Source organism: Calditrichota bacterium (assembly GCA_020637445.1).
Taxonomy (GTDB): domain Bacteria; phylum Electryoneota; class RPQS01; order RPQS01; family RPQS01; genus JABWCQ01.
On record JACJVZ010000002.1, the window covers coordinates 139,811 to 158,210 of the forward strand.

Below are 18,400 nucleotides of genomic sequence, written 5' to 3' on the forward strand. Positions count from 1 at the left end.
CTCGCATGAGCGCACTTTCCGCATGGATTCTCGCTTCACGACCGAAAACACTGGTGGCGGCGCTGCTGCCTGTGATTATCGGCTGTGCGTACGCGTATTCCAAATCGGGTTTTGATTGGTTTACGGCGACCCTAATATTGCTCTCGGCGACGTGCATTCAGATCGGTACAAACCTCGCTAACGATTACAGCGATTACAAAAAAGGTGCGGACACGCACGAGCGGCTCGGCCCGACGCGCGTGACGCAAGCGGGGTTGCTGCGTCCTAAAGTCGTGCTTGCGGGAACGATTGTTTCGTTTGCTTTGGCCGTGCTTTTGGCCGTTCCACTTATCGTGCGCGGAGGTTGGCCGATACTCGCAATTGGAGCGACGGGAATTTTGTTCGGATGGATGTACACGGGCGGGCCGTATCCCCTCGGATATAACGGACTGGCGGAATTTTTCGTGTTGTTGTACTTCGGCGTGTTGGCCGTCGCGGGCACGGTTTACTTGTTTATTCTGGAATGGCCGAATGACGCGCTGGTGTTGGGTCTGATTCCCGGGATTCTTGCGTGCGGGTTGTTGGCCGTGAATAACGTGCGTGACGAGCACACGGATCGAAAAGCGGGAAAACGCACGCCGGTCGTGCGGTTCGGGCGAGAGTTCGGCAAAGTCGAATTCGCGCTCAGCGTTTTTCTGCCGTATTTGATTGTGGCGTGGATGAGTTTACCTTTGTGGTCTAAGCTGCTGCCGATGTTCGCGATTGTGTTGGCGTTCGGGCCGGTTCAGGTTGTGTGGAACAAAACCGACGGGCCGTCCCTGAATAGAGCGCTTGCCGGAACGGCACGGCATATGCTTGTTTTTGGAGTTTTATTGTCCATCGGACTCGTGCTGTGAGCGAAATTCTCCACACTCCCATTTCCGTTGATTTGCGCGAGCCTTTAGTCACCGCGCATGCGACGATATTTCGCCGGCGCGGATTTCTTTTGGGAATACGGCACAACGGTAAGAAGTACGTGTCCGAAGTGACGCTTTTGCCGGAATTCGGGACGGAACACTTTGAACACGCGGAACGGATTCTCGAAGGTGAATCAATGATGCTTCTGTCCGCACCCGCGTGCGTATTCGGGCTTGATATGCTGCACCGCGCGATGGAGCAGAGAGACGACAAAGAGCTGCGCGTGCCCATCACAAAACTTCTGCCGTCCGGATCGAACAAAGAGATTATCACGGCCGCGCGGCAAGCAGCACTTGAAAGTTTCGACACGGTGAAACTCAAAGTCGGTTTTCGAAAACTCGAAGAAGACATTGCACTGGTCAATACGCTGGCGCTTGAGCTCCCCGAGCTTGTGATCAGACTCGACGCAAACATGGGCTGGTCACCCGACGACGTGATCGCGTTCGCGAAAGAACTTCCCCGGGAAGCCGTCGAATGGATCGAAGATCCTTGCCGTGTGTCGATGGAGCTTTGGCATGCGTTGCAGGAAGAAGTCGGTATTCCCTTCGCTTGCGACGAAGCATTCGGCGAAAAGGAAATTCTGGAGCATGAAGGCGATCCGGGATTTAAGGCATTGGTGATCAAACCCGCTCGAATGGGACCGCTTACCGAACGCAAGCCGTTGTTGGAGAAAATGCGCAAATACGAAATTCCCGTGATCATGTCATCGATGTTCGATACGAGCGTGGGGCTGGCGCACCTCGCTCATCTCGCGTCACATTGGAGCAGTCTTGAAATTGCGCAGGGACTTGGTACTTTGCATATGCTGAAGACAGATACTCTTGAACCCGGGCTTGCAGTCGAGGCGGGGCACCTGGTCGTGCCGCCGCTTGCCGAACTTGCGGACAAGCTCATGCCCGACTACACGCGCGCGCTCGACTTATGATGCCACCGCTTTTGGATTCGGTCGATTTGTCCAACGAACCGCGTGTCGCGTGCGGTTCTGAAAATATGTCTTGGCATGAGATCGTTTCGCGCGTCAAGCACGTCGAACGCCGCACACATTTTTTGGAGGGTGCAAACTCACTTGAAAGCGCGGTCGTACTGCTGGCCGCGGCGAGCGGGCTTTGCGGCGCGGTACCGATCAATCCGAAATGGACGGAAGAAGAACGCGAAACCGTTAAACGCGAATTCGAGTCCCTGCATGTTCCGGCGGGCGTTTTTATTGCGACTTCGGGTTCACAGGGAACACCAAAACTTGTGCACCTTTCGCCGGAAGCCTTGGTATATCATGCGCTAAGCGTGAACCTGCATTTGCAAATATCGGAGCGCGACACATGGCTTGCCTGTTTGCCGTTCTTTCACGTCGGAGGCATGGCTATCGAGCTGCGCTGCGCGCTTGCGCGAGCGGGACTTGTGATTGCGCCTTCGGCGGAAACCGAAAAGATATCCGAACTGCTTGAGCGAGACGTAACGGTCGTGTCGTTTGTGCCGACGATGCTGCGGCGGGTATTGGAGCTGCGCGACGACAAGCTGCCGAAAAAACTGCGCGCGGTGGTCTTAGGAGGAGGCCCCGTTCCAAAAGACTTGGTTGAACGCTGTCCGGTGGTTTATCCGACGTACGGATTGACTGAAGCTGGTTCCATGGTCACGTGCGCACGACCCGGTCATGCCGAACACGAGCGTACGACGGCAGGTGTTGCAATTTCCGCGGCGAGTATTAGGATCGTAGACGAGGTCGGCGACGTTTTGACGAACAACACGACCGGCAGAATTCTCGTGCGTTCGACCGGCGCCGCAGACGGATACTGGAAGAATGAAAAAGAAACAGCCCTCACATTTCGCGAAGGCTGGATCGTCACGGAAGATTTCGGTTTCGTGGACCGCTACGGCTGCCTGCACGTGCAGGGCCGCAAAGACCGCATTGCGGTGAGCGGCGGAGAGAACATCTCACTTGCGGAAGTGGAAACGGCATTGAGAACTTTGCCGGAAGTGCGCGACGCGATTTGCTGCGCACTCGAGGACGCGGAATGGGGACAAATTGTAGGCGCGGTGATTGAATCAGAGACCGCACAGACGCTGGACCTCATTCGGGAGAAACTACGCGGGAAAATGTCTTCACACAAATTTCCACGAAAGGTGTTGGTTGTCACGCAGCTTCCGCTGCTGCCGAACGGAAAACCGGACTACATCGGCGCAAAAGAACTACTCGGGTAGATAGTGCCGCGAGAGAGCTTCGCGAAAGTCTTCCGGAATCGGAATAGACTTGTAGCCTTTGGTTTCTACCGCGACATGCACGGTGGCGGCACGAGCACAAGTTGAGCCGTCGGGATTCTTGAGCGTATATTCGACGCGATAAGAGCTGCGGTTCATTTCGACGACGCGCACCTCGATTGTGATGTGATCGCCGACTCGCGAACGTTGAATGAAGTCGCCGTCCAGATGCACAAGCGGCAAACCGAACGGGCGTTCCTTGAGCAGACGACCGATGCTGTAGCCAAGCTCGGCCATCATCGCTTCATAGGCTTCATGACAAATGCGAAAGAGATTGGCCGAGAAAATGATCCCGGCAGCGTCGCTGTCGTGGAGTGCAATCGTATAAGGAAAGAGAAAAGGTTCCGCGGGCATTTTGTTGTCCGTTATGAATGAGTCTTCTAAAGTAGTTACTTCCCACCGAAAATGCAACGGGCCGCAAGAAAACTTGCGGCCCGTTTTTTATCAGGACTTGCGCAGGTTTAGCGCGCCAGCACCATCTTGCTGACGAAATCACGTCCGCCCATGTTCACGCGGAGGAAATAGAGACCGGTGGTAAGCTCCTGTCCCGTATCCGTGCGCGCGTTCCAACTGATTTTGTGGAAGCCCGCAGCGCGAGTTTCATTTAGCAGCGTCGCTACTTGTTGGCCGAGCAGATTGTGTACCGTGATATTCACGGGTCCCGCCGTCGGCAGATCAAATGCGATATCCGTGTAGCCGTTGAACGGATTCGGATAATTTCCGTGCAGTGCAAATTCTTGCGGAAGCGAACGCCCGGGGTCGGCAGCCGTGGCGACGTCGAGCGTCACCGGAATCGTGATGCGACCGTCCGTACCGTTGTGGCTGATTTCCAATTCGCCGGTATAGACGCCGCCTTGCATGCCGGTCGTATTAAAGATGACATTCACTTCCTGCGACTGATCCGGCCAAATCAAACCAGTTGCTGGCGAAACCGCCAACCAGTTTCCGGCCAACACTTCAATCGAGTAGTCCCACGCGCAACCGCCGTCGGACATCAATTCAATCTGCTGCGTAAAGGTGCCTTGACCGACAACTTCTTGAATAATACTTTCGACGGAAGCCGAGCCGTGCGGCGAGCCGAGTACGACGTCGACTTGCACGTCTGCCTGATCGGCAACCGCGATGCCGCTTTCCGTGTACTCGCAGTAGCTTTCGGCGAAGAAATCGAGACTCCAATTTCCGACCGGGAGCCACATTTCCCACATACCGTTTTCATCCGTGGTCACCGTGGTATTCGCCGGCTCAAACCAGACGTCACAGTTCTCGACCGGCAGCGAATTTTCATTCGTCACCTGTCCCCAAACGTGACCTTCGAGGAACTGAGTCCCCGTGAAGTAGAGCGACCAATCGTGCAGCGTGCCGTGATCTTGATTGGCTGCATCATACATGACCAGTTTCCACGTGCCGCGGCAGGGATTGCCAGAGAAGCTCGAAAGCGGTTGTTCCGGCCAGTAGTGTCCGTCGAACGGAGCAATGCCGTTGGCAATCGACTGTCCGGCCTGATCGTCAAACTGACAAGAGATCATGTTGTCGCCGCTGCCGCCGTTGCGACTGCTCAATAGGACACGTTGTGCCCACGGGCTTTCAAGCCAAATCATCATGTCGCCGACATAGGTGTGCGTCAGATTGTCAATGCGCACCGCCATTGTGGAAATGTCCACGTTGTCTTCCACGTACAACTCGGCATATACCGTGTCACGGTCCGGAATGTTCATGTTGACGTCTTCGGCCATCGCGTCGAAAACCGGAATTGACGTTAAGGTGTAGTTTTGGGACGTATGCTGGCCGGTCGAGATCGTCACGTCGTTCACCGTGACCGGAGTGTATCCGAACATTCGGGCCGTGACGTCAAACGTGCCGACGGGAGCGACTGGATAGTAGTAGTTGCCGTTTCCGTCCGTGCTGGAATAGAGTTCTTCATTTTCAATCACAACCGTCGCCTGATAAAGAGGCTGACCGGACGAAGTCACGCTGCCGCCGAAGGTTCCGAAGCCGCTGCGATACATCCAGACTGCGCGGCCGCCCATCGGGCTTCCACCGTTGCAAGTATATTCGAGCGCCGTGCCGCCGTTTCCCTGCTGAATGCCGATTGTCTGCGAATTCGGATACTCATTGTAGTTCATATCCTGATATTGCAGCTTGATCTTTCCATTCGCGTAGAGGATGCACTCGAACGTATAGTTGTCCGTCGGAGGATTGGGAAAACCGTAGTGGCCAATCTGATCGAACTGAATGACGACGTAGTTTCCGAAGTCGCGGTAGACTACCGTGTTGTCGTTCTGTTGATTGCCTCCGTAATGCAAGTGGAGGTCATCCCAGAACATCGCGATGGCCGGACCGCCGAGATTCGCGGACGGCAAGCACTGATTCGACGAAACGAATCGATCGTCATCGAAAGTGATGAAGCCGTTCGTGCAGATACTCAGGGCTTGATAAGGCACGCCGTAAAACGGAAACTCGAATGAAAGCCAAATCTGCTGCGCATCGTCGTCCGCGTTTTCAAAGTTGATCCACGAGGCATTTTCATCGCCGCGAAGTTCAATCCACGAGTAGGTCGTGGTGTCGCCGTCCTGATTGTCGACGTAGAAATACCCGTAGCTGTCCGGGCCGCCTATCGCATCAATCGTTTGCGGATTGTGGCGCTCGGTCTCTAACAGATAGGGAGCTAATTCGGCTTTTTCTGCCGCGGTCAGCAATTCGCCTTGTTCGGAGCGCTGCCACAGTTCTTTGATTGTGGCGTCGGTTGCCGCTTGGGCCAGCGTGACGGTCAGCAATACCGTCCACAGTGCTGCGCGTAAAAAAATGGTTGCGATCTTCAAAACATCCTCCTGGTCTTAACAGGCTATCGGGTAAACACCCTAATTACTTGTTCCTGTGTAGATCTCCGCAAAATGTGCGGAGCGGTGCCTAAATAGACACTCTCGCTACGTTATCGGCAGATTACTGCCCCAACTTAAACGAGAGCAGACCCTCGCACCGGCCAGTGTGAATGCAACTATCTCTCCAATCGGTTTTACGCCTTTTCCGCCAGCACCTCCTTATATATGCTAATGTGATCCCGGGCGCAACGATCCAAAGTAAACTCGGTTTTGGCTCGCGTAGCTGCCGCATTTCCAAGCCTCGAGGCCAGATCAGGATTGCTTAACAGCCGTTCGAGTTTGGCCGCAAGATCGGGGATGTTGCAGGATTGAAACACCAAAGATTCCTGACCATCCCGGCAAACATCTTTGCATCCCCCGGCAGAAGTCACCACACTTGGCTTGCCAAACTGCATGGCCTCCACCACGACGAGCGAGAAGGCCTCCTCTATGGACGGGATGGCGCAGATGTCCGCATTGTACATAAAGGCGTCGCCGGATTTTTGCTCTCGCAGAATATGAATGCGATTCGCATGTTTTGAGCCGTCCCGCAATTTGAAAAGCATTTGCCGGAATTGTGTGTCACCCCACAAATCTCCTCCGGCGACGACGACGTGAACATCGGGAAATCGATCGGCAAACAACAAGAACGCTTGAATGAGCAGGTCAAAACCCTTGCGCGGGTCAAAATAGCCCAATCCCGCGATCACACGATGATCCTTGGGAATTCCCCACTCTGCTCTGAGATCGGGCTGAGTATTCGGATCGGCGAGAATAATTCCGCTGTATACGTTTGTGACGCGGTGCTTGCCCATTCCGACTTTCAGGCAATCCTGCCGCACAGCTTCCGACACAGTCGTAATCCTGTTTGCCTTGCGGGTCATCCAAGCATCCCCCAAGCCGTGCCGCATCATGAGATAGTGTTTCTTCCACGGCTTTTTCATGACGTCGTGGCTGAATCCGTATTGTTTCCACGACTGGTGGATCAACGCGACCCACTTGGGAGTAAGTTTGCGGCGATAGAGACGGTTTGTCAAGAGATGTGAAAGCGAAAGATGAGAATTGATCAAATCCGGCTGCCACTCTGTTACGATTTTTTCGTAGCCCTTTTCAAGATCGGCCCACCGCTCACGTTTTGACGAATAAGTTCTATCGGGATCGTAGGCGAGAACCGGCGCGCCTAATTGCACAACGCGATCTTTGGATGGTCCGCCTTCAAGATAACACACGACCGCATCGACACCCTGTGCACGCTGACGCTCGCACAACTGCGACACGAAGCGGTATGAACCTCCCCAGTTGGGCCCGTTCATGACGTGAAGAACTTTCATCGGTCAAGCCCCTTCCGGTAAGCCCGGCGCTCGGCCAATGTGCCGGAAAATCGCTTGCGCGCGTTGCCCGCGTTAAGCAAGGCCGGAAGCGCAAGAATACACGCACGAAGCATCAGCGCGCGAAGCATCGTACTGCGAAGTTTGACATATCCCGTTTCGCCGTGGTGTTTTTGAAAATACTTCATGGCACTTTGCGCGTGAATCTCCCGCGTGCGTTCGTAGTATCTTCCCATCGTCGTGGAAATCTTATGCACGACCTCGGCATCACGGACGACATGACATTCGAATTCTGCTTCCCGCACGCGTTTGCACCAATCCACTTCTTCGAAAAAGATGAAGAAACGTTCGTCCAAACCGCCGACCTTTGCGCGCGCATCTTCCGATATCATCAGGCAACTGCCTTCGATTTGCTCGACCTCGGAAAGATCTTCGATTTCTTGCTCGCCGTAGAGGTATCCGTTGAAGCGACGTGAGTGCGGAAAGAGCCGGGCAAGCCCCGTGGTTTGCGAAGCGAGATCGCGAGCCGCGGGAAATCTGCGGGCGGCGCGATAGGGACGGCTATTCTTATCCAGCATCTTGGCACCGACGATGCCCCAGTTGGGATTCGCGATTAGTGCCGAGTGCATTTTTGCTATTGCATCTTCCCGCACTTCCGTATCCGGGTTCAGCAGCAATATCGCGCGTCCCTGGGCTGCCTTCATGCCTTCGTTGCAGGCCGCCGCGAAGCCGCGATTCTCACCTAATTCGAGAAGTTTGACTGAAGAAAACTGCGCACGAATTTGCACAAGAGAGTTGTCCGTTGAGCCATTGTCCACCACCAAAACTTCAAACTCTGCTTCACTTTTTCCGTGAAAAATAGAGTTTAGGCAAGCGAGAATATCCTCGCCGCCATTGAAGTTTACAACAATGATAGTAATCTGTGGTTTTCCGGAATTTTCGGGCACGATGCGATGATTGTGTGCTGTTTAGCAAAGACTTGAAGTGACACAAGGTAGACAATTTAGCTGCAGACTGCAAGTTGGCTGGTGGTGTGTAAACTCGCGCTCAGCAAGTGGAGCGTCTATTGCGCTTGTGGTGCGATGTAATTAGCCCAAACATGTGATTCCTACATCACAAGTGTAGTAATTACATATAGAACGGTGGCAGAAATCTTGCTGTCGAGTTGAAGACAACGGAGTTGAGACTCCTGTTTTTTCCTCTTCAACGGTTAAGGATTTCCTGCTCATGGGCCGAAGTGTCTTGCTTTGCGATGATGACCGCCTGTTTACTCTTTGGCTCACGAGACTCCTACGGGAGTGGGGCTGGTCCGTTCAAGCAACACAAAATGTCGCGGACGGATTAAGCGCGTTCGAGTCGTGCAGGCCCGACGTGCTTGTAGTTGATCTTTACATCGGTGATGAGACTGCGGCTGATCTGCTGCAAAAGCTAAATATTTGCGACAGCAGCAGCCTTCCCATATTGCTGGTCAGCGCGGCCTCGTCCGCGGAGATGCAATCGGTCATGTGCGGGACGGAGATGACGATGCTTTCCAAGCCCGTCGACCCCGCACGCTTGAAGGCAATTCTTTCAGAATTGACACCGACGCTGGGAAACGGCAACGAAAAGACGCTCTCGTTTCTCATCTTAGACAACGGTGGAATTCAGGCGAAGGTTTTGGGCAGGATGGTTGAGGACGCGGGCGCATTTGTTATTTTCGCATCGAGTATCGAGAATGCGAAGACTCTGATTCGCAATGTTCGTCCGGACGCCGTTCTAATCGAGTCAGACGGCTCCGCGCAAGATGCGGAAGCTCTATCGGCTTATTGCGTTGCGACTCGTTTGAGTCTGCCGCCGATGATCGTGCTCTTGTCGGTCATCAATCAGAGTCTGGTCGAGAAGTTATTGCGCGCAGGTGTTGTGGACATTCTGCTCAAGCCGATTTCGGTGAATAGACTGCAAGAGTCTATTCGAAGAGTCGGTGGCAGAGTTGAAAAAGAGTTGCCGGGACGCGCGGAAGGCCGCCGGAATATCATGGTCGTGGAAGACTTCACGATTACGGCCAAGATGCTGGAGCGACTATTGAGCCGCGAAGGATACCAAGTATACGTCGTGCGCAGCGCGGAAATGGCGTACGAGATGATCAGGCGGATTCGCCCTGATCTGATGCTCTTGGATTTGAATTTGCCCGGAATGTCGGGTCTTGATCTTTTGCAGTCATTGAATGCCACGGGACAGGCCGTGCCGACGGTGATCACCACCGGGGACCGTGATCCAAGAAAGCTCCGCGAGATTCGAAAACTTGGAACTCTCAGGCTTTTCAATAAGCCGATTGTGCCGGACGAGTTGATCTCGTATATACGAGGGTTCTTTTCAGAGTCCGGAAACTTTATTTCGGGACGCGCGGACTATGACGTTTTACTTGCCATGGCCGACGATGTCGCCGGAAGTGTGCTGGCCGGCGCTCTCGAAGTGGAAGGACTGAAATGCAAGGTCGTTAATGACGGCTATCAGACTGTCCACGAGATCATGACTCGGCCGAGAGTGGCTGTACTTGACGTAGTCATCAGCGGACTTGACGGCACGGAAGTGATGCGAAGAACACGCGCCGCACTGTCCACAGGCAAGACGAAGTTATTGGCGATTGCCGAGGATTTGGACAACGAAATCGCTGACGAACTCAGAGAAATGGGAGCACACGATTGCCTCGGCAAGCCGTACAGTTTGGCGGCGATGAAGGAGAAGATTCATACCTTACTTGCCGAATCGGCTCCGAGGATCTCTGTACAAGACGTGGCACATGAAATTCTTCCGGAGATCAGGCGCGCTATGACATTGCCGGATGAAGACCTGTTCATAGCGGCAGCGAGACTTGGTCATAATCTGAAAGGTACCGCAGAATTAGCCGGAATTCCGTCGATTGTGACACTCGCCCGCGCACTCGAAGATGCCGCGAGAACCCGCTACCGCGGATCCTGCGAAGATATCTTGAAGGACATGCGGCAAGAGATTGACCGTGCTTTGACTTCTGCGACTACTTAACTTGACAAAACAACTTTTATACTTTTCGTTCATCTTATGCAAAACCTGACGCAAATTGCTGAAGAAGTCCTGCTCTTAAACCCCGGTGACGCCGCGGCTAAGAACATCGCATCGATGCTCGATTCTTTCTCCAAACAAGATGGAATCGCCGACTCGGTGCGAAAGAGCGCGCAGGAGGCCTGCAAACTTGCCAAAAAGCTCGCGACGAAGAAAGCAACGCCCGAAGATTTACAAGCGTTGCTGACTCTTTTGACCAAGATGGAGCAGCAAGAATCGGAGGCGGAGGCTGGCAGCACGGTCACGACTCAGCTCGTGGCGGAGTATCTGATTTCGCAGGACTCCGTGCTGGAAGAATTCGAAGAGATGGCGATGGAGCTTGCCGCAAAAGGCGAGGACGGGTTACGATCGCTGCGCCGCCAAGTGCATACTTGGAAAGGCGAAATGGGAATCATCGGGGCTGAGCATCTTGTCAAGGTGCTGCATGCGATTGAAGATGCGCTGGATGAAATTTCTCCTGAACATTATCAGAGTGTCAGTGACGCGATGCTCGACTTGAAAGACGGCATGAGCGAGTGCTTCCGGGCGCTGCGTGAACAACGCAAACCGGAACTTGACGGCGACAAGATCATGTCGTTGCTAAAAGCAGAAGCGGCTCCCGCTCCGGCTCCTGCGTCACCCGCGGCGCATATGGTTACGTTTGAGGACCCGCCTTTAACTCCGGTTTCTTCGGCGGAAGGAGAGAACCGCCGGCTGCCGTTTGAGCGCCGCAAAGCGGTGCTTCCCGACACTGTCGACGGATATTTTGTGATTCAGGAGGGTGTGGATACTGAATTGGTAGGAGAATTCGCGGCGGAAGCTGACGAACATTTTCAGAATATCGAAACGGGATTGATGACGCTTGAAACCGAACCTGACGATCTGGATTCGGTCAACAACGTGTTCCGCGCTTTTCATACGGTGAAAGGCGTTGCCAGTTTCGTGGGTGTAAATTACATCACGGAACTTGCACACAAAGCCGAGAATCTACTCGACAGAGTTCGCAAGGGAACGCTTACGCTCGAAGGTCCTTTTGTCGACATGGCGTTTGAGTCGATGGATTTGCTTCGAAAGATGATTCAGTCGCTCAGCGGTGCCATATCCGAAGGGAAGTACCCGGTGCCGGGCAACTATGCCGGACTACTGTACAGGCTTGAGCACCCGGAAGAAGTGATGGAAGATTTTCGCGCAAAAGGCGGAGTCTCCAAGCCCGTGGTGATTGACGATGACGACAGTTTGAGTGCGGAACAAGCTGATTCTGCTGCGAATGACCCAACAGAGAATTCTCAGGAAGAGCAAACTTCGTCATCCGAACAGAAAAGTGTGCAATCATCGGGAGCGGGAACACCTCCGCCGACCGCCGATGCGACGGTTAAGGTTAATATGTCGCGTCTCGATTCACTGATCAATATGGTCGGCGAGTTGGTGATTGCTCAGGCGATGGTCGGTCAGGACCCGGACATCGCCTTGTCCAACAACCGTAAGCTGGTTCAGAACGTCGCACAACTTGCGAAGATCACGCGCAGCCTGCAAGAGCTGGCGCTGTCGATGCGCATGGTGTCGGTAAAGCCAACGTTCCAGAAAATGGCCAGACTGGTTCGCGACGTTGCGCGCAAGTCGGGCAAGAATGTCGAATTTGAAATGGCTGGGGAAGACACCGAACTTGACCGCAATATGGTTGAAGCCATTGCCGATCCGCTGGTGCACATGGTGAGAAATGCCGTGGATCACGGAGTTGAACCGTCGGAAGATCGCGCCAAAGCAGGAAAATCTTCGCAAGGTTTGGTTCACCTGTCCGCCGCGCATGAAGGCGGATCCGTGCTCATCACTTTGCGCGACGACGGTCGCGGACTTAACCGGGAGCGCATTCTTGCCAAGGCTATCGAGCGAGGTATTGTCGACCAGAACCAACAGTTGTCAGACAAGGAAATATATAATCTTATTTTCCTGCCGGGCTTCTCCACCGCTGAGAAGATCACCGACGTATCGGGCCGCGGTGTCGGTATGGACGTCGTGCGCACGAATATCGAAAAGCTGCGCGGCTCCGTTGAAATTGACTCGACTCCCGGAAAAGGCAGCGTGTTTCGCATTCGCTTGCCGTTGACGCTTGCAATCATCGACGGCATGGTTATTAAGACCGGATCACAAAAGTTCATTATTCCGACCATTGCCATAACCGAATCCTTCCGGCCTTTGCCGCAGGACATCGTCACCGTACATGGCCGCGGAGAGATGGTGCAACTGCGCGGCACACTGCTGCCCGTCTGCAGACTGCATTCGGCATTCCAAGTCAACGACGCCGGCACCGCGCTCGCCGATAGCATTCTCGTCGTCGCTGAGGCGAAGAACAAACGTGTCGCAATTATGGCGGACGGACTTTTGGGACAACAACAAGTCGTTATCAAAGCGCTGGGCAAACTCTTCGACGGCATGGAAGGAGTCGCCGGATGTGCAATTCTCGGCGACGGTCATATCAGTTTGATTCTCGACGTTGAGGGTGTCATGAATGTGTGTCAGAATTCGCACTCCGACTGCTATTCCGTCGTCGAAGACGAGGTGACCGCATGAGAAATCACGCGGACATCGTTCCGGCACCGCAAGGCTTGAAAATCTCGGACGCTGAGTTTCGAAAAGCCTCGGAGCTTGTAAAGTCGCTGGCAGGAATTCATCTTACGGACGGCAAACGCGAATTGGTGAGTGCCAGACTTGCGAAACGACTTCGCGCGCTGGGTTTGAGTACGATGAACGATTATCTCGACGTCGTACGCGAGGACAAAACTCAGGCCGAGTTGGTGATGATGCTCGACGCGATTTCTACGAATCTTACGAGCTTTTGGCGAGAATCGGACCACTTTGATTATGTTGTCGAAAAACTCCTGCCCAGTCTTGAAGCCAGCGGTCAACAGGAAATACGAATTTGGTCAGCAGGTTGTTCGAGCGGCGAAGAGCCGTACGGGTTGGCCATGTTGATCTTAGGCAAACTGCGCAACCCAAACCGAGTCAAATTGAAAATCCTCGCAACTGATCTCTCCACGCGTGTGCTGGATATCGCCAAGCGCGGTCAATACGGCGAAGAGCGCGTCAAGAATATTCCGCCCGAATTGCGAAACAAGTTTGTGACTCAACAGAAAAGCGAGACCGGAGTAATCTACTCGGTGACTCCCGCCATTCGTTCCGCGATCACATTCGCGCGGCTCAATCTCATGGAACCGTGGCCGATGAAAGGTCCGTTCGATATGATATTTTGCCGCAACGTTATGATCTATTTCGACAAACCGACTCAGGCGACACTCGTCGAGCGGTTCGGCAAACTGCTTAAGTCCGGAGGGATGCTATTTGTCGGACACTCCGAAAGTCTTGCCGGAGTTCAACATTCATTCCGTTACGTCAGACCCACCATATACGAGAAACCGTGAGCTCAATAACATCAACAGGAACTCGCCGTGTGATCGTGGGTGTCGCCGACATGAAAATCGCCAAAGGTGCGGGACAGACTATTGTCACACATGCCTTGGGTTCTTGCATTGGAGTCACCGTGCATGATGCCGTCGCCCAAGTCGGCGGAATGCTGCATTTCATGCTGCCGGATTCCACGGTAAATCCATCCCGCGCGGATGGGAATCCGTACATGTTCGCCGACACGGGAATTCCGCTCTTTCTGCAAAAGCTCTATGCTCAAGGCGCAGTGAAGTCGCGGCTCGTCGTAAAAGTCGCGGGCGGCGCGCAATTCGTCGACAGCAAAGATTTCTTCGCGATCGGCAAACGCAATTACACGGCGATGCGCAAGATATTCTGGAAAGAAGGTATTCTTTCCAAAGGCGAACACGTCGGCGGCACTATTTCACGCACGCTCTATCTTGAAATCGGGAGCGGCCGCGTGTGGTTTACAAACTCCGGTCAGGAGGTGGAACTATGATTTCCATAGCCGCCATTTCACTTGATATCGAAAGACTTGAACCCGTTTCGGCAACTGTGCCGCGGCTTGCAAAAGTCGTCGCGGATGAAAATTCAAGCGTCGACGACATTTGCAACGTCATCGAATATGATCCCGCGCTGACGGCAAATGCGATCAAGCTGGCAAACTCGGCTTACTTCGCATCACCCGGAGAAGTTCAAACGGTGCGCGAAGCGATTCACAAGATCGGCGCGGGGCGCATCCTGCAAGACGCCGTAGGGCGAGAGCTCGGTCCGCGATTCTTGGTTGCCGTACCCGCCTACGAGCTTGACGAGCTCGAATTATGGCAACATTCGATTGCCGCGGCGACCGCAGCTTCGCTTTTGCCGCGATATTCCAAAGTCGCAATCCCTCCAGTTGCCTTCACGGCCGCATTGCTGCACGATTTCGGCAAACTGGTCATCGGCAGACATTTGGATGATGAGTCTCGTGCCGACATCATGCGCGCAACCGACGAGGGCATGACCTACGTTCAGGCGGAGCGCTATGTGCTGGGACTGGACCATGCACAAGTTGGAGGCCTGGTCGCCCGCCGTTGGAAATTCCCCGAAGAATTGGCGAACTGCATCGCGTGGCACCATCATCCGCTGCGCGACAACTTGAACAATCCGGCTCTGGATGCCGTCCACATCGCCAATGCCGTCGCGAAGACGATTGGCCTCGGTCTCGGAGTGGAAGGTATGAATATGAAGGTCGACACGGACGCCGTGCGCTCGTTGGGATTGACCATGGAGTCAATCGAAACTTTATGCGCACAAACAATGCTTGAGTTACCTAAAACCTTAGAACTATTCGAGGATGTCCATCGTGGCGTATAACATTCTCATCGTTGACGATTCAGCGTTGACTCGCACTGTCATGGAACGCACCGTGCGGATGTGTGGGGTCGAAATCAATGAAATTCGAACCGCGGAACACGGCAAAGCCGCTCTACAAGCTCTTGAAGAGTTCTGGCCGGATATTGTCTTTTGCGATATCAATATGCCCGTAATGGACGGACTGAAGTTCGTGGAAGAAGTGCAAAGGAGCGATGAATGGCGGGACCTGCCCGTTGTTATCGTATCCACGGAGGGCAGCGAGACGCGAATTGAAGAGCTTCGTCGGAACGGTGTGCAGGGTTACATTCGGAAACCGTTCGCGCCGGAAGACGTCGCGGCTATGATTCAGCAAGTTCTGGGAGTGAACAATGCAAGTTAAATCAGAACAAGCCGTGCTCGAAGCGGCGAGCAGAGTTTTTGAGACGTCCGCGTTTCTGAGCGTCTATCCGCTTGATCCGGAGAGCGATCTGCCACAGCCTGAACAGGCCGCGACCATGACGTTTAAGGGCGCGGTTTCGGGCCGCGTATCGATGCGCGTCGCCGCTGACGTACTTGATATGATCGTGGACAACTTGCTTGACATTCAAAACGATCCGGACGAACTCGCGCAGCGACGCGGTGACGTGCTTAAAGAAATGCTCAATATGCTGTGCGGAAATCTTCTGACAGAGTATTTCGGCGCGGAGCCGGTATTCGATCTGAGTCCTCCGGAACTGTTAGGTGAAACCGAGTTGCCCGCTCCGTCGTCCGAAGACGTGCATAAAGTACTTTTTAACGTCGAGAACACGCTCGCGGAAGTGATGTTCGAGATTCAGGACCGACAAAATTCATAGCGCATACCCATGGTAAAAGTTCTCGTCGTCGACGATTCGGCGCTCGTGCGCCGCGTATTGAGCGAGGAGCTCGCCCGCGATCCGGACATCGAAGTCATCGGCACTGCACCGGATCCGTACGTCGCGCGCGACAAAATTCTGAAACTCGCGCCGGACGTATTGACTCTCGATATTGAAATGCCGCGCATGGACGGTCTGTCTTTCTTGCGCAAACTGATGAAGCATAAACCGATGCCGGTGGTCGTGGTGTCTTCATTGACTCCCAAAGGAAGCGAAATGGCCATGGACGCACTTTCGCTGGGAGCCGTTGACGTGTTATGCAAACCCGGTGAAGCCTACTCAATCGGAGATTTGTCCAAGGAATTGACCGCACGGGTGAAAGCCGCGGCGCGTGCGCGGATGACCGCGCGTTCGATTGACGTTCCTGTCAAACCAATGGAAGCTCTTAAAGCCACGACATTGAAGATCATCGCAATCGGCGCTTCGACCGGCGGCACGGAAGCGCTGCGCGAAGTCTTGCAGAGATTTCCGGTGAATTCACCGCCGACGGTGGTCGTGCAGCACATGCCGGAGAAATTTACAAAAGCATTCGCCGATCGCTTGAACGGTATTTGTGCCATCGAAGTTCGCGAAGCTCAAGACGGCGATACACTCAGGCCGGGATTAGCCTTGATTGCGCCGGGCAACAAGCACATGATGCTGCAGCGCAGCGGCGCGGTGTACTCCGTGGCAGTCAAAGACGGGCCGCGGGTACACCACCAACGGCCTGCAGTAGATGTTTTGTTTAAGTCTGTCGCGCGCGTAGCCGGCAAGAACGCCGTCGGCGCGATTCTCACCGGAATGGGCGCGGACGGCGCGGATGGTCTCCTCGAAATGAAAGAAGCTGGCGCAAAAACCATCGCCCAGGATGAAAAATCATGCGTAGTCTTCGGAATGCCGAAGGAAGCGATCGCTCGCGGGGGTGTAGATTCCATCATGCCGCTCGAACAAGTTGCGCAGGGAATCATGAGCAAGCTGTAGATTACTTGCGATTGTGCTTCAAATCCGTTATGTTAGCCCTCGTCACTTAAAGATGAGGGTTTTCTTATGTTTCGCGTTTTGTTGGGTTTGTGTTGTATAGTTTGGGCGGTTGGCTGCGTACCCCAAAAGCCTGAGAAGAAGGCGGAAAAAGCTCCGATGGAGCGGCCGATGGGCGAACAACCAGCCAATCCGCATGCAAATATGAATAATGGCCCGGGTCTGGATATCAACACTTTGCTGGCGAATCTGCCGGAAGGATGGACCAAGTCGACACCGTCTTCGAGCATGAGGTTGGGACAGATTGCGATGGCCAAGGCTGGCGGCGATCCGGCGGATGCCGAAATGGCAATTTTCCACTTCCCGGGAACGGGCGGCAGCTCGATGGCGAATCTTGAGCGCTGGGAAGGCCAGATGCAGGGTCCCAACGGCGAGCCGGGCGCTTCGGTTTCGAAAATCGACTCCATGAAGCTCGACAACGGAATTATGGTCATCACCGTGGATATTACGGGCACGATGCTGCCGTCGACGATGGGTACTGGTCCCGCTACGGAGCAAAAGGACTACCGGATGGTCGCTTCCGTTCTGGAAACTCCGGCAGGCAACTATTTTCTTAAGGTCACCGGACCGAAGAACACGGTCGCCGCGCACTATGACAAGTATCGCGCGTTCTTGAAAAGTGCAAAACTGGGCGGCTCGGCCTAAGCAGTCGCGGAATTTTTTCAAAATGAAACGCCTGACAAACTGTCCGGCGTTTTGTTCTCTGGTCGCGCGGAGTCCGGTGCCCAACTAAGGCCGGACTTCTTCCCAGCGCCAGAAATACTCTATGTCCAAATCTTACGCGGGATATTTCCCGAGAACAACATTCTCCATTTGTTGCTTGTGGTGCTCCGTTTCCTCGAGCTGTGCCTTAACCAAGTCGCCAATCGAGATCATGCCGATCAGTTTCTCGTGATGCAGAATCGGCAGATGGCGGATGCGCCGCTCCGTCATCTTGGACATCGCATGGTCGACCGTATCTTCGGGAAGCCCGGTGACGACGTCGCGTGTCATGAACTCACCGACGGTGAGCTTGGCAAGTTGACCGGCATTCTTGGAGATCAGCCTGAGCATATCGCGCTCGGAAAAAATCCCCGTCAATTCACCGCTTGCATTCAGGATTGCCAACGCGCCAATGTTATTGGACACCAGCGTTTCAACCGCGGACAAGACCGGTTCGATTTCGTGGGCCGTGTAGACTCGAGTTCCCTTCTCGAACAAGACCTCCGATAGCTTCATAAGTCCTCCCCTGTTTGAGACTCTGTCACAATATAGCCTTATGGCCTCCCGAAAGTCAAGATTTTTC

General features: G+C 54.1%; 17 protein-coding genes. 12 read left to right on the forward strand and 5 right to left on the reverse strand.

What is annotated here, in order from left to right; translation table 11 throughout:
* Positions 1-5: 5 nt before the first annotated feature.
* Genes H6507_08375 through H6507_08385 form a run of 3 tightly spaced genes read left to right on the forward strand, consistent with a single transcriptional unit; the run spans position 6 to position 3,132 of the window.
* Positions 6-875 (forward strand): 1,4-dihydroxy-2-naphthoate polyprenyltransferase, encoded by an 870-nt coding sequence (locus H6507_08375; GenBank protein ID MCB9369104.1) that lies wholly within the window; start codon positions 6-8, stop codon positions 873-875.
* Positions 872-1,861, forward strand: a complete 990-nt coding sequence (menC, locus tag H6507_08380) for an o-succinylbenzoate synthase (protein ID MCB9369105.1) — start codon at positions 872-874, stop codon at positions 1,859-1,861. Before H6507_08375 ends, menC begins: the two co-directional genes overlap by 4 nt.
* Entirely contained in the window at positions 1,858-3,132 is a 1,275-nt protein-coding gene (locus H6507_08385; GenBank protein ID MCB9369106.1) for a long-chain fatty acid--CoA ligase, read from the forward strand. Before menC ends, H6507_08385 begins: the two co-directional genes overlap by 4 nt.
* Here the strand turns inward: H6507_08385 and H6507_08390 are convergent.
* The 4 genes from H6507_08390 to H6507_08405 all read right to left on the reverse strand — a co-directional run bounded on the left by H6507_08390 (position 3,121) and on the right by H6507_08405 (position 8,322).
* Entirely contained in the window at positions 3,121-3,543 is a 423-nt protein-coding gene (locus H6507_08390; GenBank protein ID MCB9369107.1) for an acyl-CoA thioesterase, read from the reverse strand. The genes H6507_08385 and H6507_08390 overlap by 12 nt on opposite strands.
* Before the next feature lie 107 nt (positions 3,544-3,650).
* Complete coding sequence (locus H6507_08395) at positions 3,651-6,008, reverse strand: carboxypeptidase regulatory-like domain-containing protein (protein ID MCB9369108.1); 2,358 nt, start codon at positions 6,006-6,008, stop codon at positions 3,651-3,653.
* A gap of 194 nt (positions 6,009-6,202) precedes the next feature.
* Entirely contained in the window at positions 6,203-7,378 is a 1,176-nt protein-coding gene (locus H6507_08400) for a glycosyltransferase family 4 protein (protein ID MCB9369109.1), read from the reverse strand.
* The gene (locus H6507_08405; protein ID MCB9369110.1) at positions 7,375-8,322 is read right to left on the reverse strand and encodes a glycosyltransferase family 2 protein; all 948 of its coding nucleotides are present in this window, start codon (positions 8,320-8,322) and stop codon (positions 7,375-7,377) included. The genes H6507_08400 and H6507_08405 overlap by 4 nt, the downstream gene beginning before the upstream one ends.
* A gap of 280 nt (positions 8,323-8,602) precedes the next feature.
* Between H6507_08405 and H6507_08410 the strand changes: the two genes are divergently transcribed.
* From H6507_08410 to H6507_08450, 9 genes are all read left to right on the forward strand, one after another.
* Positions 8,603-10,396 (forward strand): response regulator, encoded by a 1,794-nt coding sequence (locus H6507_08410; protein ID MCB9369111.1) that lies wholly within the window; start codon positions 8,603-8,605, stop codon positions 10,394-10,396.
* Positions 10,397-10,432: 36 nt separating this feature from the next.
* Entirely contained in the window at positions 10,433-13,000 is a 2,568-nt protein-coding gene (locus H6507_08415; protein MCB9369112.1) for a chemotaxis protein CheA, read from the forward strand.
* Complete coding sequence (locus H6507_08420; GenBank protein MCB9369113.1) at positions 12,997-13,848, forward strand: protein-glutamate O-methyltransferase; 852 nt, start codon at positions 12,997-12,999, stop codon at positions 13,846-13,848. The genes H6507_08415 and H6507_08420 overlap by 4 nt, the downstream gene beginning before the upstream one ends.
* Positions 13,849-13,898: 50 nt before the next feature.
* Positions 13,899-14,348 carry a chemotaxis protein CheD gene (locus H6507_08425; protein ID MCB9369114.1) on the forward strand — a complete coding sequence of 150 codons (450 nt, stop codon included), beginning with the start codon at positions 13,899-13,901 and terminating at the stop codon, positions 14,346-14,348.
* The gene (locus H6507_08430) at positions 14,345-15,205 is read left to right on the forward strand and encodes an HDOD domain-containing protein (protein MCB9369115.1); all 861 of its coding nucleotides are present in this window, start codon (positions 14,345-14,347) and stop codon (positions 15,203-15,205) included. The genes H6507_08425 and H6507_08430 overlap by 4 nt, the downstream gene beginning before the upstream one ends.
* Entirely contained in the window at positions 15,195-15,584 is a 390-nt protein-coding gene (locus H6507_08435; GenBank protein MCB9369116.1) for a response regulator, read from the forward strand. Before H6507_08430 ends, H6507_08435 begins: the two co-directional genes overlap by 11 nt.
* The gene (locus H6507_08440) at positions 15,574-16,038 is read left to right on the forward strand and encodes a chemotaxis protein CheX (GenBank protein ID MCB9369117.1); all 465 of its coding nucleotides are present in this window, start codon (positions 15,574-15,576) and stop codon (positions 16,036-16,038) included. Before H6507_08435 ends, H6507_08440 begins: the two co-directional genes overlap by 11 nt.
* A 3-nt stretch (positions 16,039-16,041) precedes the next feature.
* The gene (locus H6507_08445) at positions 16,042-17,058 is read left to right on the forward strand and encodes a chemotaxis response regulator protein-glutamate methylesterase (GenBank protein ID MCB9369118.1); all 1,017 of its coding nucleotides are present in this window, start codon (positions 16,042-16,044) and stop codon (positions 17,056-17,058) included.
* A 168-nt stretch (positions 17,059-17,226) separates the two neighbouring features.
* Complete coding sequence (locus H6507_08450) at positions 17,227-17,760, forward strand: hypothetical protein (protein MCB9369119.1); 534 nt, start codon at positions 17,227-17,229, stop codon at positions 17,758-17,760.
* A gap of 132 nt (positions 17,761-17,892) precedes the next feature.
* Here H6507_08450 and H6507_08455 read toward each other — a convergent pair whose 3' ends face one another.
* Positions 17,893-18,333 (reverse strand): CBS domain-containing protein, encoded by a 441-nt coding sequence (locus tag H6507_08455; GenBank protein ID MCB9369120.1) that lies wholly within the window; start codon positions 18,331-18,333, stop codon positions 17,893-17,895.
* Positions 18,334-18,400 lie beyond the last annotated feature (67 nt).